20 protein-coding genes and 1 pseudogene are annotated in these 21,629 nt (G+C 59.0%); 7 read left to right on the top strand and 14 right to left on the bottom strand.

What is annotated here, in order from left to right:
- Positions 1 to 2,700: YadA-like family protein (locus CJU81_RS12550; RefSeq protein WP_176464837.1), on the top strand; the 2,700-nt coding region annotated here is incomplete at its 5' end.
- 105 nt (positions 2,701 to 2,805) lie between these two features.
- On the top strand, positions 2,806 to 3,705 hold the full coding sequence (locus CJU81_RS12545) for a hypothetical protein (protein WP_141232601.1): 900 nt from the start codon (positions 2,806 to 2,808) through the stop codon (positions 3,703 to 3,705).
- Between the two features lie 137 nt (positions 3,706 to 3,842).
- Here CJU81_RS12545 and CJU81_RS12540 read toward each other — a convergent pair whose 3' ends face one another.
- On the bottom strand, positions 3,843 to 5,054 hold the full coding sequence (locus CJU81_RS12540) for an MFS transporter (protein ID WP_095036875.1): 1,212 nt from the start codon (positions 5,052 to 5,054) through the stop codon (positions 3,843 to 3,845).
- A 118-nt stretch (positions 5,055 to 5,172) separates the two neighbouring features.
- Here CJU81_RS12540 and CJU81_RS12535 point away from each other — a divergent pair, with 118 nt between their 5' ends.
- From CJU81_RS12535 to CJU81_RS12515, 3 genes are all read left to right on the top strand, one after another.
- Positions 5,173 to 5,757 (top strand): flavin reductase family protein, encoded by a 585-nt coding sequence (locus CJU81_RS12535; RefSeq protein ID WP_095036874.1) that lies wholly within the window; start codon positions 5,173 to 5,175, stop codon positions 5,755 to 5,757.
- 1,549 nt (positions 5,758 to 7,306) lie between these two features.
- Positions 7,307 to 7,660, top strand: a complete 354-nt coding sequence (locus CJU81_RS12520) for a hypothetical protein (RefSeq protein ID WP_176464836.1) — start codon at positions 7,307 to 7,309, stop codon at positions 7,658 to 7,660.
- A gap of 18 nt (positions 7,661 to 7,678) precedes the next feature.
- Positions 7,679 to 10,042, top strand: a complete 2,364-nt coding sequence (locus tag CJU81_RS12515) for a DNA polymerase II (RefSeq protein ID WP_095036872.1) — start codon at positions 7,679 to 7,681, stop codon at positions 10,040 to 10,042.
- Here CJU81_RS12515 and CJU81_RS12510 read toward each other — a convergent pair.
- From CJU81_RS12510 to CJU81_RS12500, 3 genes are all read right to left on the bottom strand, one after another.
- Entirely contained in the window at positions 10,039 to 10,320 is a 282-nt protein-coding gene (locus tag CJU81_RS12510; protein ID WP_016781210.1) for a hypothetical protein, read from the bottom strand. The two genes, CJU81_RS12515 and CJU81_RS12510, sit on opposite strands and share 4 nt — an antisense overlap.
- Before the next feature lie 87 nt (positions 10,321 to 10,407).
- Positions 10,408 to 10,773: a helix-turn-helix domain-containing protein gene (locus CJU81_RS12505; protein ID WP_095036871.1), complete on the bottom strand. Its 366-nt coding sequence runs from the start codon at positions 10,771 to 10,773 to the stop codon at positions 10,408 to 10,410.
- 3 nt (positions 10,774 to 10,776) lie between these two features.
- A complete protein-coding gene (locus CJU81_RS12500) occupies positions 10,777 to 11,079 on the bottom strand; it encodes a type II toxin-antitoxin system HigB family toxin (protein ID WP_095036870.1) in 303 nt (100 codons plus the stop codon).
- 255 nt (positions 11,080 to 11,334) lie between these two features.
- Here CJU81_RS12500 and crcB (CJU81_RS12495) point away from each other — a divergent pair, with 255 nt between their 5' ends.
- Both crcB (CJU81_RS12495) and crcB (CJU81_RS12490) read left to right on the top strand, forming a co-directional pair.
- Complete coding sequence (gene crcB, locus CJU81_RS12495) at positions 11,335 to 11,715, top strand: fluoride efflux transporter CrcB (RefSeq protein ID WP_095036869.1); 381 nt, start codon at positions 11,335 to 11,337, stop codon at positions 11,713 to 11,715.
- A gap of 16 nt (positions 11,716 to 11,731) precedes the next feature.
- On the top strand, positions 11,732 to 12,136 hold the full coding sequence (crcB, locus tag CJU81_RS12490) for a fluoride efflux transporter CrcB (RefSeq protein WP_095036868.1): 405 nt from the start codon (positions 11,732 to 11,734) through the stop codon (positions 12,134 to 12,136).
- Positions 12,137 to 12,198: 62 nt separating this feature from the next.
- Here the strand turns inward: crcB (CJU81_RS12490) and kch are convergent, their stop codons facing one another.
- From kch to CJU81_RS12440, 10 genes and pseudogenes are all read right to left on the bottom strand, one after another.
- The gene (kch, locus tag CJU81_RS12485) at positions 12,199 to 13,374 is read right to left on the bottom strand and encodes a voltage-gated potassium channel protein (protein ID WP_029611453.1); all 1,176 of its coding nucleotides are present in this window, start codon (positions 13,372 to 13,374) and stop codon (positions 12,199 to 12,201) included.
- 90 nt (positions 13,375 to 13,464) lie between these two features.
- Positions 13,465 to 14,523, bottom strand: coding sequence for a HoxN/HupN/NixA family nickel/cobalt transporter (locus CJU81_RS12480; RefSeq protein ID WP_095031308.1), 1,059 nt, complete (start codon positions 14,521 to 14,523; stop codon positions 13,465 to 13,467).
- A 27-nt stretch (positions 14,524 to 14,550) separates the two neighbouring features.
- Positions 14,551 to 15,531: an urea transporter gene (yut, locus tag CJU81_RS12475; protein WP_095036867.1), complete on the bottom strand. Its 981-nt coding sequence runs from the start codon at positions 15,529 to 15,531 to the stop codon at positions 14,551 to 14,553.
- Positions 15,532 to 15,731: 200 nt separating this feature from the next.
- A complete protein-coding gene (locus CJU81_RS12470) occupies positions 15,732 to 16,694 on the bottom strand; it encodes an urease accessory protein UreD (RefSeq protein WP_095036866.1) in 963 nt (320 codons plus the stop codon).
- Positions 16,691 to 17,338: an urease accessory protein UreG gene (gene ureG / locus CJU81_RS12465; protein ID WP_016781201.1), complete on the bottom strand. Its 648-nt coding sequence runs from the start codon at positions 17,336 to 17,338 to the stop codon at positions 16,691 to 16,693. Before ureG ends, CJU81_RS12470 begins: the two co-directional genes overlap by 4 nt.
- A gap of 65 nt (positions 17,339 to 17,403) precedes the next feature.
- Entirely contained in the window at positions 17,404 to 18,090 is a 687-nt protein-coding gene (locus CJU81_RS12460; protein WP_095036865.1) for an urease accessory protein UreF, read from the bottom strand.
- 21 nt (positions 18,091 to 18,111) lie between these two features.
- A complete protein-coding gene (ureE, locus tag CJU81_RS12455) occupies positions 18,112 to 18,783 on the bottom strand; it encodes an urease accessory protein UreE (protein ID WP_095036864.1) in 672 nt (223 codons plus the stop codon).
- 81 nt (positions 18,784 to 18,864) lie between these two features.
- Complete coding sequence (locus CJU81_RS12450) at positions 18,865 to 20,583, bottom strand: urease subunit alpha (RefSeq protein ID WP_095036863.1); 1,719 nt, start codon at positions 20,581 to 20,583, stop codon at positions 18,865 to 18,867.
- A gap of 204 nt (positions 20,584 to 20,787) precedes the next feature.
- A pseudogene (locus CJU81_RS12445) lies at positions 20,788 to 21,189 on the bottom strand (urease subunit beta); the annotation flags it as partial.
- Between the two features lie 53 nt (positions 21,190 to 21,242).
- Entirely contained in the window at positions 21,243 to 21,545 is a 303-nt protein-coding gene (locus CJU81_RS12440; protein WP_095036862.1) for an urease subunit gamma, read from the bottom strand.
- Between the last annotated feature and the right edge of the window lie 84 nt (positions 21,546 to 21,629).

The following is a 21,629-nucleotide window of genomic DNA, read 5'->3' as shown; positions in this document are numbered from 1 at the left end:
GCAGATGCCGCCATTGGTACCTCGGCGACAGCCACGGGGGGCAAAGCCGTGTCCATCGGTGCGGGCAATATCGCCACTGGCAACGGCGCAGTCGCCATCGGTGATCCCAACACCGCCAACGGCACCGGTGCAGTCGCCATGGGCGCGGATAACACCGCCGACGGCCAGGGCAGCGTGGTGCTGGGTAATCTCAACATCGCAACAGGTCAAGGTTCAGTGGCACTGGGTAATGCTTCCCAGGCCAACAGCGCAGGTTCCGTTGCCCTGGGCGATGCCGCCATAGTCGCGGCCACCGCCACACAAGGACTGGCCTTGGGTTCAGGGGCCACGGCCAATAACGCCAGTGACGTCGCACTGGGTGCCGGCAGCACCACCGCTGCCCCGGCCCCTACTGGCAGTACGACCATCGGCGGGGTGTCTTACAACTTTGCCGGGGGCTCGCCAAACAGCGTGGTCAGCGTCGGTAGCGTCGGCCAGGAACGCCAGATCACCAACGTTGCTGCAGGCCAGCTCAGTGCCTCCAGTACCGATGCCGTCAACGGCAGTCAACTGTTCGCTACCAATCAACAAGTCACGACCAACACCACCAATATCGCCAGCAATACAACAGCCATTACCAACCTCAACACCGGTGGCGGCATCAAGTACTTCCATACCAACTCGATCCTGACCGACAGCAGCGCAACCGGTACCGACAGCATAGCTGTCGGGCCGAACGCAAGTGCCGTCAACACCAACAGCATCGCTATCGGTAACGGTGCGGTAGCCAATGTGGACAACTCGATTGCCCTGGGTAATGGCTCAACCACAACGGCGGCTAACGCCACAACGGGCGACACCATAAACGGCATCGCCCATATCTATGCTGGTGGATCACCTACAGGTGTCCTGAGTGTCGGCAGCGCTGGCAGCGAACGGCAGATCACCAATGTCGCAGCGGGACGCGTGAGCATCAGCAGTACCGACGCTGTTAACGGCAGCCAGTTGTTTGCGACCAATACCACGGTCGACAGCCTCGGCAGCACTGTTAACAACATCGTCAGCAATGGCACCGGTATCAAGTACTTCCACGCCAACTCGATACTGGCCGACTCCTCGGCCGCCGGCGTAGACAGCATCGCTATCGGTCCTCAAGCACAGGCCAGTGCGGCTCAGTCCTTGGCCGCCGGTGCCGGAGCCCTGGCAAGCGCTGCAGGCAGCCTGGCGCTGGGCAATCTGGCCAGCGTATCGGTAAGCGGAGGGGTTGCATTGGGACAAGGATCGGTTTCCGACCGTGTCATCGCACCGGCCAGCGGCACCATTGCGGCAAGCAGTGGCACCATCACCTACGACACCACTGATGCAACCTTGTTGGGGGCGGTCTCGCTGGGTACGGCCGGTCAATACCGTCAGTTGATCAATCTGGCTGACGGCACCAGTGCCCAGGATGCCGTGACCCTGCGTCAATTGGGCGGAGCCATAGGTTCACTCAGTTCCACCAGCAGCTTGTACTTCCATGCCAACTCCGTTAATCCGCAGGACTCGCTGGCCATAGGACAGAACACCATCGCCGTTGGACCCGCCACCGTGGTCAATGCTGATAACGGTATCGGGATGGGCAACAACGCAGTGGTCAGCCTGGCGGCAACTGGCGGGATTGCATTGGGCGGTAACAGCCAGGTGTTGATGGCTTCCGGTGTTGCCATCGGTACCCAGGCCCAGGCCCAAAGCGAACAGTCAGTAGCACTGGGAGCCGGTGCTGTGGCCAGCCATGCAGCAAGCGTTGCCCTGGGCTCGGGCTCGGTCACTACCGTAGGCGCCCAGGCCGGCTATGCCGCTACGGGCCTGACCACATTGCAAACATCCGTGGGTGAAGTCGGGGTCGGTACGGCTCTGGGCAGTCGCCAGATTACCGGTGTAGCAGCAGGTTCTGCACCCAACGATGCGGTCAACGTCAGCCAGCTTGGTGGTGCCATAACGCAGGCCAACCACTACACCGACACGGCGGTCAACAACATTGGCGGGAATGTTTCACAGGTTCTTAACGATGTGACCAATATCAAGGACGGCAAGGACGGCATGTTCCAGGTCAATAACACCAGTGCATTGCCAAAACCTTCGGCCACCGGTACCGATGCGGCCGCGGGAGGCGCCGGCTCGCAAGCGTCTGGCAACAAAAGCACGGCCGTTGGTACCAATGCCATGGCCAGTGCAGAAAAAGCAGTCGCAGTGGGGCACGGAGCCAACGCTAGTGGAGCAAACAGCGTGGCATTGGGTGCCGACTCGACAGCTACTCGTGACAACAGCGTTTCGGTAGGGGCCGCTGGCAGCGAAAGGCAAATCACCCATGTTGCAGCGGCAACCCAGGCCACCGATGCAGTGAACTTTGACCAGCTCAACAGAAGTGTGACCAACGTCACCAACAATGCCACCGCCTATACCGATCAGCGTTTCTCGCAATTGCGCAACGACCTGCACAAGCAGGACGAAACCCTTAGCGCGGGGATCGCCGGTGCCATGGCCATGGCCAGCCTGCCACAGCCTTACTCACCAGGAGCCAGCATGACCTCCCTTGGCGCCGCCACCTATCGCGGGCAAGCCGCGTTGGCATTCGGCGTCTCGACCATCTCCAACAACGGCCGCTGGGTTGGCAAGCTGCAGGCCACCTCCACTACCAAAGGAGATTTAGGTCTCGGAGTAGGTATTGGCTACCAGTGGTGAACATTAACTGAAACGTTCTACAACCGGCGGCCAGACCCGTCAATCCCGTCCCGGCTCGACTGCAATAGTGCCGGGCCGTTAATCTCAAAAATCAGGGCGGATACCATGTCATTGCTAAAAACAACCGGATGGGTTTTCTCATTGGCGCTGATGGCAGGCTGCGACGGCGCTCCACAAGCTCTCGCCAACCTCACCAATAAAGAACCGCACGGGGTAATGATCCCGGCGCTGCCAATCATCCAGAGCGCAGTCATGGGGCTGGTGCCCATGGTCGAAGGGCAACGCAACGATGTGATGATGCACCATGTCTGCGCAATGGCGCGGGGTGAAAGTACAGCGAAGCAAGTTGCCGAGGTCTTGAAAAAACAGGGTGTCGATCTGAGCAAAACACCACAACAGGGCGATCCATTGTCATTGCTGGTGGATCAGGATATGTCTCATCGGGCGACCGCATGCGCAGCCTACATAGCAACGTCGCCCATGGTACTGCCAAAAACCAGTGAGTTCATGGTGCAAACGGTCACCGAACACTCACAGGGTAAACAGTCGAGGACATTGACTGTCGACCCGCAAAAGCTGAATAACTTCATGCGGGTGCAATTGGCAATCGCCAAGTCAGATGCAGACGTATTTGCCTTGATTGCCAGCCAATTGGCACAGACTCCGGGCTTGACCCTGGATCAATACAGTCAGCAGGCCAAAAGCCTGTTTACAACCATTGCCCCAGGGTACTTGCAGCGGGTCAAAGAACTGTATGCCAGCGATAAAAATACCTTGTATGCCTTAAGAGATTATTCGCAGAACGGCTTCAAGTTCATTAGCAGTAGCGGCCATCTTTTTGAATACGACTACAACGGCCTTAACCTGACCTACAACCGCATCCCCTGGTACGGGTCTGGCCAGTTGCTAGGTAAAACCTACTGGCTGTATGTGGCGTATTTCGATCCGGCACTGGTAACAGCGTTGCAGGTGATCCCGGGGAAAACCAGCCCCATCAGCCCCTGACCCAATCGTAGACTGTCGCCAATGCACATTGGCGCAGTACGCTTGCACCGCAAGTTATCGCAGAGCCCCAAGTTAAAAAAAGCCCTCTCCCTTCGGGAGAGGGCTACAGCTGAAAGCCCCCTGCTAACGAACACGGCTCACCTGGCCAGCTCACGCTGCGACTGGGTCTGGGCAGCCGCCTGCAGTGTGCGTAACCCCAGCATCACAATCACCACCATCACCACTCCCGCGACAATGGGCACGGCAAAACCGGCGCGGGCACCGTATGCGTCGATCACCAGCCCTGCCACCACCCCGCCAAGCGCAACGCCGATGCTGATGCCGGTGGACATCCAGGTCAGACCCTCGGTGACCCGCTGCGGCGGTAATATAAGGGTGCCCAGGTTCATCACAATCACCATCGTTGGTGCAAAAGATACCCCGGAAACAAACAGCAGCAGAGCCAGCACATAGACCCCCGGTGAAAAAATCGGCAATACCGCGGTGATGGCGGTGACCAGAATGCCGATAAAAAACTGCTGCGCCATCGGCATGGCTATTCTGAAGGCGCCAAACGCCAGACCGGCGATCAACGAGCCCAGGGCATAGGCGGCGAGGATAAAACTGGCGGACGCTGGCCAGCCATGGGCGTTGGCAAAGGCAACCACGGCCACGTCGACTGCACCGCCAATCACACCCATGCCCCACAAAGCCAGGACAATGGTGCGTAAGCCCGGCAAGCGCCAGGTTGAACCGGCGTCGATGCTGGTGGCTTTGATCACCTGCGGCTCGGTCTGGCGCTGCAGCACAAACGCCGTGACGCCCACTGCCAGCAGCACGGCCACCGCCAGAGGCCCGGCTTCGGCAAACAGCCCGGTGCTCAAGCCAATCGCCAGGGGCGGGCCCAGGATAAAGGCCATTTCAGTCAGCACCGTGTCCAGGGAAAACGCGGTATGCAGCAGCGACTTGCCGCGAAACAGTTGCGTCCAGCGGGCCCGGGTCATGGCCGGCATGCTCGGCATGGTCCCTGCCAGTGCCGCCAGCACAAACAGCAACGGCGCGTCGGCCCGCAGGTGCGAGGCAGCGATCAACGCCAGCAACATTGCGATGCTGAAGGCAGTAAACACCGGCAACACCCGGCGTTGGCCCAGGCGGTCGACCCGTTTGGAAATCTGCGGCCCCACCAGGGCATTGGCCAGGGTAAAGGTACCGGCCACTGCCCCCGCCAGCCAGTAAAGCCCTGTTTGCTGTACCAGCATGGTGATAATGCCGATGCCGATCATTGCCTGCGGCAGCCGGGCGATCGAACTTGCCACCACCAATCCCATGACGCCAGGTATTGCCAGAAGTTCGCGGTAAGGATTGGCCATGGTTATTCCTGTTCAAAGGCGCTTCAGATAAAGAATCAAGCGTCGTATCCTTCTGACGATAAGTCAAAGCCGGCGGCCTTGACCTCCTTTTTCAATACAACCCGATTGCGGAGCCAGCATGCCCGAGCACATTGCAGCCGTCCCTCTGGACAAAGCCTACCGACTGCTTAACCACGGCCCGACCATTCTGGTTTCGGCGCGCCATGCCGGGGTCCAGAATGTCATGGCAGCGGCATGGGCATGCGCACTGGACTTTGCCCCGCCCAAACTGACCGTGGTCCTGGATAAAAGCGTGAAGACCCGCGAGCTGGTAGAAAACAGCGGCGTATTTGTGATCCAGATACCTACCGTAGCCCAAATCAGGCTGACCAGTCAGGTTGGCAGCGTCAGCCTGGCTGATGACCCGCATAAGCTCGAGCATTGCGCGGTGCAACTGTTCGAGATGCCAGGCCATGATCTGCCCTTTGTTGAGGGATGCTCTGCCTGGCTGGCCTGCAAGCTGATCCCCGAGCCGCACAACCAGCAAACCTACGACCTGTTTATCGGTGAAGTGGTTGCGGCCTGGGCCGACACTCGTGTTTTCAGTGACGGTCACTGGCACTTTGAAAGTGCCGACCCGGCCTTGCGCAGCCTGCATTACATCGCCGGAGGACATTACTACGCCATCGGCCAGGCGCTGGATGTGGACAAGAACAGCGTTTAGCGCCTGGTGATACCCCTGTGGGAGCCGGCTTGCTGTACGGTGTTTAAGATGAACCGCGTTGATGTCTTCGTGAGCAGACTCACCCTCACAAGGGATTGGTGCTGTTTCAAATTTTTGCTTCTGCTTCTGCTGTAGCCACAAGATTGTCCGGACAACGCGAATGCCCCTCACAGAAGGCTGAACGCAGGTTCTGTTATGGGGGTGGCGCGGCAGGACGCCGCGCCAGCCGCGATGGGCCATGGATGGCCCGTCGCGGCGTGCCCCCATAACAGTGCCGGAGTGAGGGCGCCGGCGAGCCTTGGCGAGGCGGCCGTATGGCAGGGCAAGGCCTTTTTGCTTACTTTTGTGGCTGTTTGACAAAAGTGAGCCGCCGTAAGGGCGGAACCCGTAGACAGCCGTGATGCATCGAATGGATATGTACTCGGTGGTTATAATTGGTAGACCGCGTACATATCCGGCATTAGCGTCCAACTGAAATATTGGTTTCGCTCTTACAGCGAGTCACTTTGTAAAAGCGACAAAGTAACCAAAGCGCTTTCGCCCCATCGTACGGCCTTCGCTGCGCTCAGGTTCCCTCGCTCCGGCCCTGTTCCGTGGGCACGCCGCCACGGGCCATCCATGGCTCATCGCGGCTCTCCCGGCATCCATGCCGGTCGACCCACTCCACAAAACCTCCTCTCGGCCTCCCGGGAGGGCTGGCAGATCAAAATCAAAAACCGCCGAGGCGGCCGACCGGCCGGCCTGTTTTGCAGAACATATGTGCACGTGTCCAAGATCTATTTTTCTTTTTCTTTTGCTGTAGCCACGCGCTTGTCCAGACAACACGAATGCCCCTCACAGAAGGCTGAACGCAGGTGCTGTTATGGGGGTGGCGCGGCAGGACGCCGCGCCAGCCGCGATGGGCCATGGATGGCCCGTCGCGGCGTGCCCCCATAACAGTGCCGGAGTGAGGGCGCCGGCGAGCCTTGGCGAGGCGGCCGTATGGTAGGGCAAGGCCTTTTTGCTTACTTTTGTGGCTGTTTGACAAAAGTGAGCCGCCGTAAGGGCGGAACCCGTAGAGAGCCGTGACACATCGAATGGATATGTACTCGGTGGTTATAATTGGTAGACCGCGTACATATCCGGCCTAGCGTCCAACTGAAATATTGGTTTCGCTCTTACAGCGAGTCACTTTGTAAAAGCGACAAAGTAACCAAAACGCTTTCGCCCCATCGTACGGCCTTCGCTGCGCTCAGGTTCCCTCGCTCCGGCCCTGTTCCGTGGGCACGCCGCCACGGGCCATCCATGGCCCATCGCGGCTCTCCCGGCATCCATGCCGGTCGACCCACTCCACAGAACCTCCGCTCGGCCTCCCGATGGGGCGGGTAGATCAAAATCAAAAGCCAGATCAAAAACCTCGCCGAGGCGGCCGACCGGCCTGTTTTGGTGCGGGAACTGCGAACATATGTTCTTTGGGGGAGCAAGCCCACTCAGCAGACTACTGGTTATTTAGCCACCTGTGGGCACTGTCTGCGTGATATCGTATTGGCCTTTATCTAGGGGATATACAATGCGAATGCTGATCAGCGTCATGAGTCTGGCCTTGCTGGCCGGTTGTGTGTCTCCTGCGATGGACACCGCCCGCAGCAAAGCTCCAACCCGGGTGCTGGCTTCGGAAAAAGCCACAGCGCTGGTGGCCGAGTGCATCAAGTTTTCCTGGCAGGATGAAAGCGTGTTTGGGGTCGATGCCAGTGCCTATATCAACACCGACAAGACCGGCAAGCAGACGGTATATACCCGTGGCGCCGAGTCATTTGCCGACTTGCAGCCCCAAGGCACGGGCACTGCAGTGAGCTATTACGCCAAACAGCCTGATGACGCTGCCGCCATGCGTCGCCTGGCGATGCTGGCGACGTGCCTGTAACCCGATGAGGCCGCCACGGTGGACTTGAAACAGGGTTTTGTCCTGACCCGGCACTGGCGTGATACGCCGTCGGGTATCGAGGTCGACTTCTGGCTGGCCACCGATGACGGGCCGCAGCAGGTGCGCCTGCCTTACCAAACCTCCACCGCTTTTATCCCCAAGATTCAGCTTGGCCAGGCCCAGGCCCTGCTGCAGAACGAGCGCGGTATCGAGTGGCGTGAGCTGGCGCTGTGTGATTTCCAGTCGCGCCCGGTGATCGGCCTCTACTGCCGCCAGCATGCCCAGTTGATGGATATCGCCCAGCGCCTGCGCCGTGCCGGGGTCGATGTGTACGAGGCCGACATCCGCCCGCCGGAGCGGTTCCTGATGGAACGCTTTATCACCGCACCGGTGAGTTTCGGTGGCCGCGCCCAGGGCGACGGACCGTTGCTGGACGCGCGGATAAAACCCCACCCCGACTACCGGCCGCGCTTGAAGCTGGTGTCCCTGGATATTGAAACCAGCGAGCAAGGCGATCTGTATTCCATTGCCCTGGAGGGCTGCGGCCAGCGCCAGGTGTATATGCTGGGCAAGGCAACCGCAGCCGATACCCCGGTGGATTTCGATCTTGAATTCTGCGCCACCCGCGCCGACCTGCTGCTGCGTCTTAACCAGTGGCTGGCCCGGCATGACCCCGACGCCATCATTGGCTGGAATGTGGTGCAGTTCGATCTTCGGGTATTGCATGAGCATGCACGCCGTCTGGGTATCCCGTTGCTGCTGGGGCGTGGCAGCAGTGAAATGCAGTGGCGCGAACACGGCAGTCGCAAAAACCATTTTTTTGCCAGTGCTGCGGGCCGCTTGATCATCGACGGCATCGAGTCGTTGCGCTCGGCGACCTGGTCGTTCCCGTCTTTCAGCCTGGAAAATGTCGCTCAAACCCTGCTGGGCGAGGGCAAGGACATCAGCACCCCGTACCAGCGCATGGACGAAATCAACCGCATGTTTGCCCATGACAAGCCTGCACTGGCGCGCTACAACCTCAAGGATTGCGAACTGGTCACGCGGATTTTCGCGAAAACCGAATTGTTGACCTTTTTGCTGGAGCGGGCCTCGGTCACGGGGCTTGAGGCTGATCGCAGCGGTGGTTCAGTGGCCGCGTTTTACCATTTGTATATGCCGCTGATGCACCGTCAGGGCTTTGTCGCCCCCAATCTTGGCGATAAACCGCCCCAGGCCAGCCCCGGCGGCTTTGTGATGGAGTCCGAGCCGGGGTTGTACGAGTCGGTGCTGGTGCTTGATTACAAAAGCCTGTACCCGTCGATTATCCGCACTTTTTTGATTGACCCGCTAGGGCTGGTCGAAGGGTTGCGCGAGCCTGGTGATGAAACCTCGGTGCCGGGCTTTCGCGGGGCGCGCTTCTCTCGTACCCGGCACTGCCTGCCGGCCATTATCGAGCGCGTGGCCGAGGGCCGTGAAGTGGCCAAGCGGGAGAAAAACGCGCCTCTGTCCCAGGCTCTGAAAATCATCATGAATGCGTTTTACGGAGTACTGGGCTCCAGCGGTTGCCGGTTTTTCGATACGCGGCTGGCGTCGTCGATCACCTTGCGCGGGCATGAAATCATGCTCAAGACCCGGGCCCTGATTGAAGCCCGGGGCTACAGCGTGATCTATGGCGACACCGACTCCACCTTTGTCTGGCTGCGCAGTCAGCACAGTGAAGAGGACGCCGCACGTATCGGTCGCGAACTGGTGCAATACGTCAATGACTGGTGGCAGGCCCATGTGCGCGACGAGTATGGCCTGACCAGCGCCCTGGAGCTGCAGTTCGAGACCCATTACAGCCGCTTCCTGATGCCGACCATTCGTGGCGCCGAAGAAGGCAGCAAAAAACGTTATGCGGGGTTGGTGGTGCATGCCGACGGGCATCGGGAGATGGTCTACAAGGGGCTGGAGACCGTGCGCAGCGACTGGTCGCCGTTGGCCCAGCAGTTCCAGCAGGCGTTGTACCTGCGCATTTTCAATCGTCAGCCCTGGCAGGACTATGTGCGCGACTTTGTGCGCAGCACCCTGGCGGGTGAGCATGATGAACTGCTGATCTACCGCAAGCGCTTGCGTCGCCCGCTCAGTGACTATGAGCGCAACGTACCGCCCCATGTGCGGGCCGCACGCCTGGCCGATGAGTACAACGACCGGCAAGGGCGGCCCCGGCAGTACCAGAACGGTGGGACGATCAGTTACGTTATTACTGTAGCCGGCCCCCAGCCGATGGAGAACCGCACCGCAGAAGTGGATTACGAGCACTATCTGACGCGTCAGCTGCAACCGGTGGCGGACGCGATTCTGGTGTTTGTCGATGACAACTTCAGTGCTCTGGTTGGCGGGCAGCTGGGGTTGTTTTAAGCGTCGCTGGCAGGGCTGGCGGCGGCTTTGGAGCGGGCACGGTCCTTGGCGGCCTTGGCTTCGGCGGCCAGGCATTCCAGGCAAAACTGCTCGGCGTAGCTCATCAGAATTTCAGTGGTGTCGCCCTTGATCGTGCGGGATCCGGCGAGGATATAGCGCATGCGTTTTTCCGTGACCCCGAGGCGCAGGGCAATCCAGGCCGGGGTCTGGCCGATGCGATCGACCAGTTTGTTGGCGTATTCGGTGGAGTGGTTGTAGCGTTCAGCGTTGGGAAACATAGGGGTTCCATGGGGCGGTAGGGGTGAAGCCGGAGGGCATGGTACTCCTTTTCCCCCGGGTCCATGATGTTGCCTGATCCACTGTCATCATTTCACCGGCTTGATCAGGCTCTCTGCCGGGATGCCGAACATCTCATGCAGCTTCCAGATCATGGGCAGGGTCAAGGAGCGTTTACCGTTGAGCACTTCATACACCCGGTTCTGCCGGCCGATAGCAGGCACCAGGTCAGCCGGTGACAACCCGGATTGCTCCATTCTGAAGCGGATGGCATCTACCGGGTTGGGCAGGTCGATGGGGAAATGCTTTGCTTCGTAGGCTTCGATCAGGGTGATCATCACCTCCAGGTAATCGCCTTGCGGTGTGCCGGGCTGCGGTTCATTGTCGAACAGCGGCGAAACCGACTTCAGTGCGTCTTTGTAATCCTGTTCGTTGCGAATTGGACGAATATTCATGGGTTACTCCATTTCTACGGTGTTGGCATCAATGGTGTCGTACTGCTGGTGAGTACCTGCGAATTTGATGTAAATGGCGCTGTAGCGGTAGGCCACAGCCACAACGAGCCGATAGGCGTTACCTTTGATGTTGAACACGACCCGGTTGCTCTTGAGAATGCTGGCATGGCCAAACTGCGCCTTGATATCGGCCGGCGTTTGCCAGTTCGCTTTTTTCGCTTCATCAATCCAGCACAGGAAGGATTGCTCTGCGCCTGGATACTTTTGCCAAAAAACCTTGAGTTGACTGACTGCGATGATTCTCATAAAACGATCCTAGTCCCATGCTGGGACTTTTGCAAGTTGGCTTTACGTCCTGTGCAGCTCAAATACCCCCAATGCTCAAGAACACCAGTTTGAAAACTTGAGCAAATATGAGCTTCGCCATTCAGGCCCCGCTGGCCCCGCTGGCCCCGGCATGGACTTATCTGTAACAACGAAAGACCCGGCCCAAGTCATGCCTACCCGCAGTTTTATGAACTAGAGTTCCCCCACTCACCAACAGACACGAGAGGGAATTTCATGACTGCGCTGGATGTTTTCTGGGTCGGACTGGGGGGCGGGCTGGGCTCGCTGCTGCGCTGGTGGATCGGGTTGCGGATCGGGCAGTTTTACAAGGGACCGTTCCCGCTGGGCACGTTTCTGATCAACATCAGCGGCGCCTTTGTGATCGGTTACCTGAGCATCCTGTTTACTGTGGACTGGCGCGACCGCTATGGCGATTTCCTCAGCGCCGCGGTGCTCACCGGTATCCTGGGTGGTTACACCACATTCAGCAGCATGCAACTGGATGCCTCGAAACTGGCCAAGGCCAGGGATCGGGCATGGGCCGCCGGTTATCTGATTATCTCGGTTCTAGTCGGCCTGGCCGCCGCCGCGTTCGGCGCCTGGCTGGCGCGCTGACTCTGGAGCAAACCCCATGTTGAACATGATTATTCTGATTTTCGTTGGCGGCGCTTTCGGCGCCATGTGTCGCGAGTTTGTCATGCTGTCGGTGCCGCGCCTGGCCGACGGTTTTCCGATGGATATCTTCGTCGCCAATATCGTCGCCGCGTTTCTGCTGGGCGTGGCCACGTCGCTGTTCAAGAGCAACCGGATCAATCAGTACGTACATGTAATGGTCGGCACCGGGATCATGGGCGGATTGTCCACGTTCTCCAGTTTCGTGTTTGGCGCCGTCGAGATGATGCAAGACCCGGGCAGTGTCTTTGTCTCCATCTGCTATCTGGTGATCAGCCTGGTAATCGGCTTTGCCGCTGTTGAACTGGGCCTGCTGGCCGGGGCCAAAGTGACTCCGCTACCCGCATCCGATACCCCGCAATAGACCTTTGCAACGCTCATGAAAAAGCCCTCGTCAGAGGGCTTTTTTGTATCCTGCGAAAAGTCTCAGGCCAGCGACGTACGCTTGCCGAAGAACATCTCGGTGATCAGGTCATTATTGATCTGATCGCCCTGCAGGGTGCGCACCAGCAGCTCGCTGCCCAGCAAGGGTAACGACAGCACCATGGTCGGGTTGACGCGTTTGACCTTGGGCATGTTCCGCGTTTCGTTGACCAGCGCGATGATCTGGGTGTCGTCGCCGGCCACTTCCTTGGCCGCAAGGATGGTGAACACGTTTTCGGCATCGCTGTCGCACAGGGTGACGATGTATTTGGCGTCTTCAGCACCTGCCAGTTTCAGGGTCGACGCCGCCGACGGGTCACCTTCAATGATATCGGCCTTTTCCGGCAGGTCGTGCTGGCTTCCGGCAGCGCACACCACGGTGACATGCTCGCCGCGATCGGTCAGGCCTTTGTAGACGTTTTGTGCCAGGGAGCCAACGCCAACGAGGATGTAGTGATTTTTACGCGCCATATGGGTAATCCTGCCTTTAACAATGCGTTGGATGTTGTTGCTGATCAGTGGGCCGGCAATGGACGCCACCGAAATCGCGAAGATGGTGATGCCCAGTATGATCACCGTTAGGGTGAAAAAACGTGCATCAGTGGTGTGCGGGACAATGTCGCCAAAGCCTACGGTCGACATCACCACAATGGCGAAGTAGAACGCTGACGGCAGGTCCGTCACGGGTGGTGCAAAGCCGTCACCGATGTAGAGCGTGCCCAGGGTGCTGTAGACGATAAGCGAGGCGATGCTCACTACCGCAAAGAAGCTGCCCGAGGCCAGGCTGTAGTGATCAAAGCGGCGCCAGTAGAAGCCCAGTACGGCAATGGTGAACACCGAGAAGAAGGTCACGCCGTCAGGTTTTTTCAGAATGAAAAAATCCACACAGACCGTTGCCACCAGCAGCAGCAGGGAAAAGAACCAACTGATGCGCGACTTGATCAACAACCCCAGGGACATCAACAACAGCACAAGCCCCACGACAAAACCGGGGATTTCCAGCAAGGCTAAAAAGCTTAATGCCTCCTTCCAGGTATCAAATGAGCCGGACTTGGCATTGGCGTGGGCAACGCCACGCTCCAGCACCGGCAAAAACAAGAGAAAGCCGTTGATCGCCACCAGCAAGGCGACCCCATAGGCAAAGGAGATCCGATTTTTTACGTCCTGTAATAAAGTCATGGCACCTACGACGCGTCTGTTAAAGGGTGAAGGGAGTGTAGGTCAGGTTTTTCGGGCTGCCACCTGCAGCCCCTGTGCTTGAGCCTTGCATCAGGCATTGGCTGGCAGTTGGTCATAACCGCGGATGTAGTAGTTGAGGGCCGAAATCAGCCAGCACAGGACAAACATGCCAATGATCCAGTAGCCAATCTCGCCGAAGTTTTCACTGATGGCATTGATCGGTGTCCATATCCCGCCAGTGAGTTGCAGTTTTTCGGCAATCAACCCCAGTGCTTCGACACCGCCGATAAAGAGTGCAACCACCACCGAGGCGGCAGTGATGGTGATGTTGTAGTAGAGCTTGCGCACCGGTTTGGAGAATGCCCAGCCGTAGGCGCCGATCATCACGAAGTTGTCCAGCGAGTCGATCAGGGCCATGCCGACCGCGAACAGCACCGGGAACACCATGATCGACCACAGGCTGATGCCGTGGGAGGCGCTGGTTGCGCTGATGCCCAGCAGGCCGATTTCGGTGGCGGTGTCAAAGCCCAGGCCAAACAGAAAGCCCACCGGGTACATGTGCCAGCTCTTATTGACCAGGTTGAACACCCGGCCAAAGATGCGCGCCATCAGGCCGCCCGGGTTGGTGGAAATAAGGTCCAGCTCCTCGGGGGGCAGGGAGTGGCCGGCCTTGACCTGTTTGAACTTCTTGTACACCGAAATCAGGATCACCAGGTTGAGCACGCCGAACAGCAGCAGGAACACCGAGGACACCAGGGTGCCGATCAGGCCACCCGTCTCGTGAAACCATTCCATGTCGTCCTTGAAGGCCATTGCCGTAGCCGCAATCGCGAAAGAGGCCAGCACCACAATGGTTGAGTGCCCCAGGGAAAACCAGGTGCCCACGGCGATCGGGCGTTTGCCCTGTTGCATCAGTTTGCGGGTGACGTTGTCGATAGCCGCGATATGGTCGGCGTCCACAGCGTGGCGCAGGCCGAAGCCGTACGCCAGCAAGGCGGTGCCCATCAGCACCGGGTTGTTGCCGAACTCGGCAAAGGCCCAGGCCCAGGCGAGGAGGTTGGCCACGATCAAGCCGGTCAGCAGATAAATGGCACGACGCGTAGTGTTCGACGGTTCGGCATTTGTCAGGGGGTGGGCAATCGCGGTCATGGAAACGCTCCGGCAAAAGGATCGGAATTATTGGCGGTGGGCCGGCATCACGTCTTGGTTAGGCACCAGGAACAACCAGGAGGCCAGTACAAAAGGCATGGTCAGGGTCGGAATGCCAATCGGGGCCAGTACTGTATTCAAGGCGCCCTGTACAAATACAGTGAAGATCACCCCGATCAGGGTGTAGATCAGCACGCGCCAGCTGGGCTTGTTGAAGGTCGAACCCAGGGCGATGGCAGTCAGCACGGCGCTGAAGGCATACAGACCGTTGTTGATGCTGGCGTGCTCTGCCTGCAGAACCACGGCCACCAGCACTGCCAGCAGCGAGCCCAGCAGGCCGAACACCGCGGCCCACAACGAAGACACCGCCAACCCGGCGAGAAACAGCACACTGCCGATCACGGTGCTGATCAGAAACACTTCGGAAATCCCGTAAAACGTGCTTTTGAACAGGTCTATGCCATCGAACAGGCTGCTGTTGTAGGCCACCAGGTCGTGGGGCAGGTTGGGCACGGGCAGGGCGCTGGAAGTCAGGCCGCCAAAGGCGTAGCTGGCCAGCAGCATGGTCCAGGTCACCAGCACGAAGGGGGCGGTGAGGGCGGCGACTTTCCAGGTTTTCAGAATGTCGGCAATGCAGATGGTGACGATTACTGAAACCACGCTGCCGAGGACGATGCACAGCCACAGGATGGGCGTGACGGCGAGGAAGGTTGGCAGGGCAGCACCGACCAGGCAGCCGTTGTAGCCGTACAGGCCTGCCTTCCAGGAGGTGCGGTCCTTGAGGTGCATGCCGGTAAAGGTTGCCACGACGGTACCCAGTACACTGCCGAAGGCCATGGCCGGGTTGCCCTCACCTAATGCGCCGACAAAGATCGCGGCAAAAAACAGCAGCCCGGTGAGGGGGTTGTTCTGGAACATGACCTGAGCACAACCGCGCAGGGTGACGTCGATAAACTCAAGGACGACATTGCCATCCGCGATTTTCGACCACTTGGATGCAGCTTCCATATTGACTCTCCCACGGTTGATTTCTCTGAAGCCGTTTTGTAGCCGCTGACGAGCAGCGCGAGGCTGCGATCGGTTTGGTGCGCCACTGCGATGTAACAGTCGTAAAAACCTTTATCCCCGCAACCGTGTTTGTCGGTTTTGCGAGGACGATGTCCTCGATCGCAGCCTCGTACCTCGTCAGCGACTACAGGTTGAGGCAGTTACTTCCACAAAAACGCCGGCTGCAGGGTCACGCCAAAAATTTCTTCGCGGGCCACTTTCCAGAACTCGCGAATCTGCGCCTTGACCTCGCCACTGTCATTGCCCAGCACCTTGAAGATCAGCCCGCAGTCGTTGGGCAGGCGGGTCACGCCGCTGGCCAGCCCGGCCTGCATGTCAAACAGCGCCGGGATGCGCTCGACAATCCGGTCGTGATGCTCCTTGGGCGTGAGCAATACCACGTTGCCGAACACATCGAAGGTCTGCATCACGCCAATGGCGTCCAGGCTCTCCTTTTTTGGCTCAAGAATGTATTTCTCGACAAACAGCTCACGACCTTCGAGGTTCTCGGCGCGCACTCGCGATGAGTACACGTCAAAGCCGAAACGCTCATCCACATGGTGGTACTTGCGCCCCGACATCAGGGTTTCGCAGTAGATGACCGTCGCCGTGGGGTGGATCCTGATGTGCGTGTCGGTGATAAAGCGCGCATTGCGATGGGGGATCAGCGGGTCGGGCATAAACTCCAGGTAGCCGCCTTCATCGATCGTGAAGTGCTGGATTTGCGAGGCGTAGTTGGCATTCATCGAATGCACTTTGGTCGCCGACTGGGTGGTGACGTGCCCGCAGGCACCCACCCCCACGTTGACGTCCGTGGCCAGGCGGTCGCCCTGCAGGATGCAACCGGATGTTGAAATCATGGTCACGCACGGCAGCTCGGGCATCTCCTCGTCCCAATACAAGGCCCGCTGCACCAGCGACGGCACGCGTCGCTCCATGTCCGCCAGCACGCTACGATTACCGCGCCTTTCAAAACCCAGTCGCAGGTAGCCGCTTTTGCCCACGGCACCGCTGTGCATTTGCTCCGGTTCGTCCTGGTACTGCGACAGCTCCGGTGCATCAATGCCGAGTGAGTGAGCGCGTAGCCGTGACGGGTTGTTCACGATCTGGCTCTGAGCTGTCATGCACTGACCCCGCTTTTGACCGCCGGTTTTTGTGCGAACAGGAACATATGCTCGATCATGTCCACCAGTTCTTCAATGCCCTGGCCGGTCTTGCAGTTGGTGAGGATATACGGGCGGTTGCCGCGTACCACTTTGGTGTCGCTTTCCATCACGTCCAGACTGGCGCCAACGTAGGGGGCGAGGTCGATCTTGTTGATGATCAGGATGTCGGCCTGCACCAGCCCCGGGCCATTTTTGCGCGGGATTTTCTCGCCTTCGGCCACGTCGATCACGTAGATATAGAAGTCGGCCAGGGCCGGACTGAAGGTCAGGGTCAGGTTGTCACCGCCGCTCTCGATCATGATCAGATCGCTGTCGGGGAACTTCTCTTCCATTTCCTCGACCGCCGCAATGTTCATGCTCGGGTCTTCACGCACGGCGGTGTGCGGGCAGGCACCGGTCTCGACGCCGAGGATCTTGTCTTCGTCGAGGATGCCTTTGAGGGTGCGCTTGACCTGCTTGGCATCTTCGGTGGTGACGATGTCGTTGGTGATGATCAATGGCTTGTAGCCACGGTTGATCAGGATCGGTGTGATCACTTCGATGATCGCGGTTTTACCTGAACCGACCGGGCCGCCAATACCAATACGAGTAATCTTTTTCACGGTTATTTCCTTACCAGATAGGGGAGCTGTAGCTGCGCCGGCACACGCTGACGCAGCCCGGGGTGTCAGTTCATAAATAGCCGTACATGTGCCTTGACGTGCACAGCGGCGAGCACATCGACGATCGGGACATAGGAGGACATCTGTTCGATATCGCCGATTTCGGCAATGTCGCAAAACGCCTCGATGTCGTGGTTGAGTTCAAAGAGGATGTGCTGGGTGTCCAGGTGCGTGACCCGCATCAGGCGCATGGCGGCGCTGAGGATGGTCATGGCGACCCCGTACTGGTGCATTACCACGACCTCACGGGCACCGATGCCCTGAGTCGACATCACCACGGCCTGGGTGACGGGGTAGGTGCCTGCCGCGTTGCCGGCCTTGATCTGTTCAAGCCACCAGCGCACCAGGGGTTTTTCGACGACATGAATCGACATTTCCGCCAGTTTTTTGCCCATGCGTGTGGCCATCAAGCGGCTTTCTTCGTTGAGTTTGCGGTTATTCACCGCCCAGTCGGCGCGCAAAATGCCGTCGCGGTCTTCAGCCACGGCAGCTCGATGCGCGGCCACGACGCCCATGCCGTCACAGCTGGCCGCCTGCTTGAGTGCAGTGAGAACAAAGCCCTTGAGGGTCGGGACATCATGAACGATGCCTTTCTGAATGGCCGACTCCACGCCGTTCGAGAACGAAAAGGCACCCACTGGCAATACGGAGTCGCCAAACTGCATGATGCGAATTAGATCGGATGCGTTCATCAAAGCGCCTTCTTGCCGGGTTCAGTGCTTATGGCTGTGAAACGTATGGCCGTTGTCGTGACTGTGACTGTGTGCGTCATGGCTGTGCACCCCCTGGATTTTCAGGGCTGCAGCGTCCAGCTTGTCTTGCGGGCTGGCCACGTGAACATGGGTGTCGGTTTCTTCGGCACCGCCAAACAGCAGGCGCGCCTCGGAGGTGGTCAGCAGCGGCAGGATTTCGGCGCCGCCAACAAAGGCGTACGGCAAGTGTTGAAAACCATGGGTGCGCATCACCGAATCCATCATCTTGGTTTCGACGGTGAGCGGGATGTAAACCTCGTTGTGCTTGGTGACGGCTTTCCAGTGCTGGTTGCCCAGGGCATGGCCCAGTTCGAAGCTGGTCTTGATCAGCACGTCCAGCGGCTGTTGTTTAAGCTCCTTGAGATCGATGACCATCACATCGCGCAGATTCAGTTGCACGACCACAGCGGTGTTGGCCGCTTCATCCCACAGCAGCACATCGCCGTCGGAAAGCACGACGTTGCGCTCCAGCGAAATACCCAGGTCAAGGCCGCCGAGGCTGGTGCGCCGGCAGCGACTTTTTTGCGCTTCACGTTGGTCGAGCACCAGCAGATCGACCTTGGCGCTTTCCAGTTTGTGCTTCCAGTGCGGGTCTTTCTTGGCGTTGCCGAGAATGTGTTCAATCAAAATCACGTCGCAAACTCCTTCCCTGAATCATGTGCCGGGCGTTTGCCACCGGGGATGCACGCACCCCGGCAGCAGCCCGTTCAGGCGTTAGCCAAAGAAATAACGCTGGTTCATGGTGGCCACGTCGATGGGTTTGCACGTGGCGTGCACACCGTCGACTTTTACCGCGAAGGTTTCCGGGTCAACGTCGATTTGCGGAGTCTGGTCGTTGCGTACCAGGTCTTTTTTGGACACGGTGCGGCAACCGCGAACCGCCATGACCTGACGTTCCAGGCCCGCTTTTTCTTTCACGCCGTCTTCCAGCGCCGCTTGCGACACAAAGGTCACGCAAGTGTCCTGCACGGTTTTGCCGAAGGCACCAAACATCGGACGGTAGAACACGGGCTGCGGGGTTGGCAGTGAGGCGTTAGGGTCACCCATGGCGGCCCAGTTGATCATCCCGCCCTTGATCACCATCTTCGGTTTGGCCCCGAAGAAACGCGGGTCCCACAGCACCAGATCGGCCATCTTGCCGACTTCGACCGAGCCCAGCACGTGGCTGATACCTTGGGCGAGGGCCGGGTTGATGGTGATCTTGGCCACGTAGCGCAGGACGCGGAAGTTGTCGTTGTCGGCGCTGTCTTCCGGCAGTTTGCCGCGTGAGACTTTCATCGCATGGGCGGTTTGCATCACGCGCAGCCAGTTTTCACCGACCCGGCCCATGGCCTGGGAGTCACTGGAAAACATGGAAATCACGCCCATGTCCTGCAACACGTTTTCGGCGGCGATGGTTTCCGGGCGTACGCGGCTTTCGGCAAACGACACGTCGGCCGGCACGTTCGGGTTGAGGTTGTGACAGACCATGATCATGTCGAACAACTCGGCCTGGCTGTTGACGCCGTAGGGCAGGGTCGGGTTGGTCGAGCTCGGCAGCACGTTGCTCTGGCTGGCCACCTTGATGATGTCGGGGGCGTGACCGCCACCGGCGCCTTCAGTGTGGAAGGTGTGAATGGTGCGACCTTCGAAGGCATCAATGGTGTCTTCGACATAGCCGCATTCGTTGAGGCTGTCGGTGTGCACCGAAACCTGCACGTCCATCTCGTCGGCGGTACGCAGCGCATGGCGCAATGCGTTTGAGGTTGCGCCCCAGTCCTCGTGAACCTTGAGCCCGGCAACACCGGCGATGATCTGTTCGGCCAGCGGGTCGCGGCCAAAGGAGTTGCCTTTGCCGAGCATGCCGACGTTGATCGGCAGTCCTTCAAGGGAGCGCAGCATCTGGCGAATGTTCCAGGGGCCAGCGGTCACGGTGGTACCGTTGGTGCCGTCGGTAGGGCCGATGCCGCCACCGAAGAAGGTGGTTACGCCGTTGGACAGCGCGTGATAGGCCTGTTGGGGCGAGATCAGGTGAACGTGGGTGTCGATCCCGGCTGCGGTCAGGATCAAGTGCTCGCCGGAAATGGCGTCGGTGCTCACACCCACCACCAGGCCCGGGGTTACGCCGCTCATGATGCCCGGGTTGCCGCTTTTGCCGATACCGACGATCTTGCCGTCACGAACACCCACGTCGGCTTTGATCACGCCCTGGACCGCGTCAATGATGGTGACGTTGGTGATCACAAGATCCAGTACGCCGTTATCGCGGGTCAGGGTGTTGTCGGCGCCCATGCCGTCGCGCAGGGATTTGCCGCCGCCGTAAACGGATTCTTCGCCGTAACCACGTAGGTCCTTTTCAATCTCGACAAACAGGTTGGTGTCACCCAGGCGGATTTTGTCGCCCGTGGTTGGGCCGAACAGGCCTGCGTATTCTTTGCGTGAAATGGTTGGCATCGGTGGCTCCTTTTCTAATGCCGCGCGGGCGTCAATGGTTCAACGGCGCGTGTGCAAAGTATGAGAATGCGGTGGTTACTTGTCGTTGACGGGCTTGGCCGGTTTGGCCGCTTGGCTGAACTTGAACCCGTGATCGACCGCACGCTGGATGGCCTGCAGCTTTTCCGGGCGCTCATGGTTGCTGGTGAGCTTGTCCGGTGCCCAGCCGTCGACCAGGTTGTTGAAGCCGTAAAGCGTTTGCTTGCCACCGTAGGGGATCAACGGCACTTCAATTTCGTCGCCGGGCTCGAAGCGGATAGCCGTGGTGGCCGAGATGTTCAGGCGCTTGCCAAAAGCGGCGGCGCGGTCGAACTCAAGGGCCCGGTTGACTTCGAAGAAGTGAAAGTGCGAGCCGATCTGGATCGGCCGGTCACCGGTGTTGCGCACTTTGACTTTGGTGACGGGGCGGTCTTCGTTGAAGGTGATGGGGGTGCTGGCGTAGATGGTGCCGCCCAGGGGTACTTCGGCTTCACTGCCCTGGTGGACGCCGCCGGGGTTTTTGGCGTGGGGGATGTTGTGCTTGGGGTGGGTATCCTGGTGCGGGCTGTTGGTTTCTTTGGTGCTCATGGCTGACTCCTCGAAACGTGACGGTATGCGTTAACCGGGTTAAGGGCAGGCGGTTACTTGATCGGGTCGTGGACCGTGACCAGACGGCTGCCGTCGGTGAAAATCGCTTCAACCTGTACGTTGGGAATCAGGTCCCAGACGCCATCCATCACGTCATCCCTGGTGAGTACTTTGCTGGCCTCGGTCATTACGTCCTCGACCGACTTGCCGTCGCGCGCGCCTTCCAGGGCGGTCACGGTGATAATTGAAACAGCCTCTGGATAGTTCAATTTCAAGCCGCGAGCCTTGCGCCGGAATGCGACGTCCGACAGGGTGTAAACCATCAGCTTTTCGACTTCTCTGGGGGTGAGCTGCATAAGCCCTGGCGGTCTCAAGGAACAAGTGCAACACCTGATGTAAGGTGTTGCCATGTCTACCCAATACAAACACTTGAGTACCGA

The sequence above is a fragment of the Pseudomonas fragi genome (genome assembly GCF_002269505.1).
Taxonomy (GTDB): domain Bacteria; phylum Pseudomonadota; class Gammaproteobacteria; order Pseudomonadales; family Pseudomonadaceae; genus Aquipseudomonas; species Aquipseudomonas fragi_D.
Note: the sequence above shows the minus strand (reverse complement) of the source record. Positions and strands in the feature narration are given on the sequence as shown.

Excerpts from the sequence above, each read along its gene's own strand:
- CJU81_RS12500 (WP_095036870.1), bottom strand. The coding sequence starts at position 11,079 with ATGAGAATCATCGCAGTCAGTCAACTCAAGGTTTTTTGGCAAAAGTAT.
- CJU81_RS12480 (WP_095031308.1), bottom strand. The coding sequence starts at position 14,523 with ATGACCGCGATTGCCCACCCCCTGACAAATGCCGAACCGTCGAACACT.
- CJU81_RS12440 (WP_095036862.1), bottom strand. The coding sequence starts at position 21,545 with ATGCAGCTCACCCCCAGAGAAGTCGAAAAGCTGATGGTTTACACCCTG.
- CJU81_RS12540 (WP_095036875.1), bottom strand. The coding sequence starts at position 5,054 with ATGGCCAATCCTTACCGCGAACTTCTGGCAATACCTGGCGTCATGGGA.
- yut (WP_095036867.1), bottom strand. The coding sequence starts at position 15,531 with ATGGAAGCTGCATCCAAGTGGTCGAAAATCGCGGATGGCAATGTCGTC.
- CJU81_RS12545 (WP_141232601.1), top strand. The coding sequence starts at position 2,806 with ATGTCATTGCTAAAAACAACCGGATGGGTTTTCTCATTGGCGCTGATG.
- CJU81_RS12520 (WP_176464836.1), top strand. The coding sequence starts at position 7,307 with ATGCGAATGCTGATCAGCGTCATGAGTCTGGCCTTGCTGGCCGGTTGT.
- CJU81_RS12510 (WP_016781210.1), bottom strand. The coding sequence starts at position 10,320 with ATGTTTCCCAACGCTGAACGCTACAACCACTCCACCGAATACGCCAAC.
- CJU81_RS12460 (WP_095036865.1), bottom strand. The coding sequence starts at position 18,090 with ATGAACGCATCCGATCTAATTCGCATCATGCAGTTTGGCGACTCCGTA.
- CJU81_RS12450 (WP_095036863.1), bottom strand. The coding sequence starts at position 20,583 with ATGCCAACCATTTCACGCAAAGAATACGCAGGCCTGTTCGGCCCAACC.
- CJU81_RS12535 (WP_095036874.1), top strand. The coding sequence starts at position 5,173 with ATGCCCGAGCACATTGCAGCCGTCCCTCTGGACAAAGCCTACCGACTG.
- CJU81_RS12470 (WP_095036866.1), bottom strand. The coding sequence starts at position 16,694 with ATGACAGCTCAGAGCCAGATCGTGAACAACCCGTCACGGCTACGCGCT.
- CJU81_RS12505 (WP_095036871.1), bottom strand. The coding sequence starts at position 10,773 with ATGAATATTCGTCCAATTCGCAACGAACAGGATTACAAAGACGCACTG.
- crcB (WP_095036868.1), top strand. The coding sequence starts at position 11,732 with ATGTTGAACATGATTATTCTGATTTTCGTTGGCGGCGCTTTCGGCGCC.
- kch (WP_029611453.1), bottom strand. The coding sequence starts at position 13,374 with ATGACTTTATTACAGGACGTAAAAAATCGGATCTCCTTTGCCTATGGG.
- crcB (WP_095036869.1), top strand. The coding sequence starts at position 11,335 with ATGACTGCGCTGGATGTTTTCTGGGTCGGACTGGGGGGCGGGCTGGGC.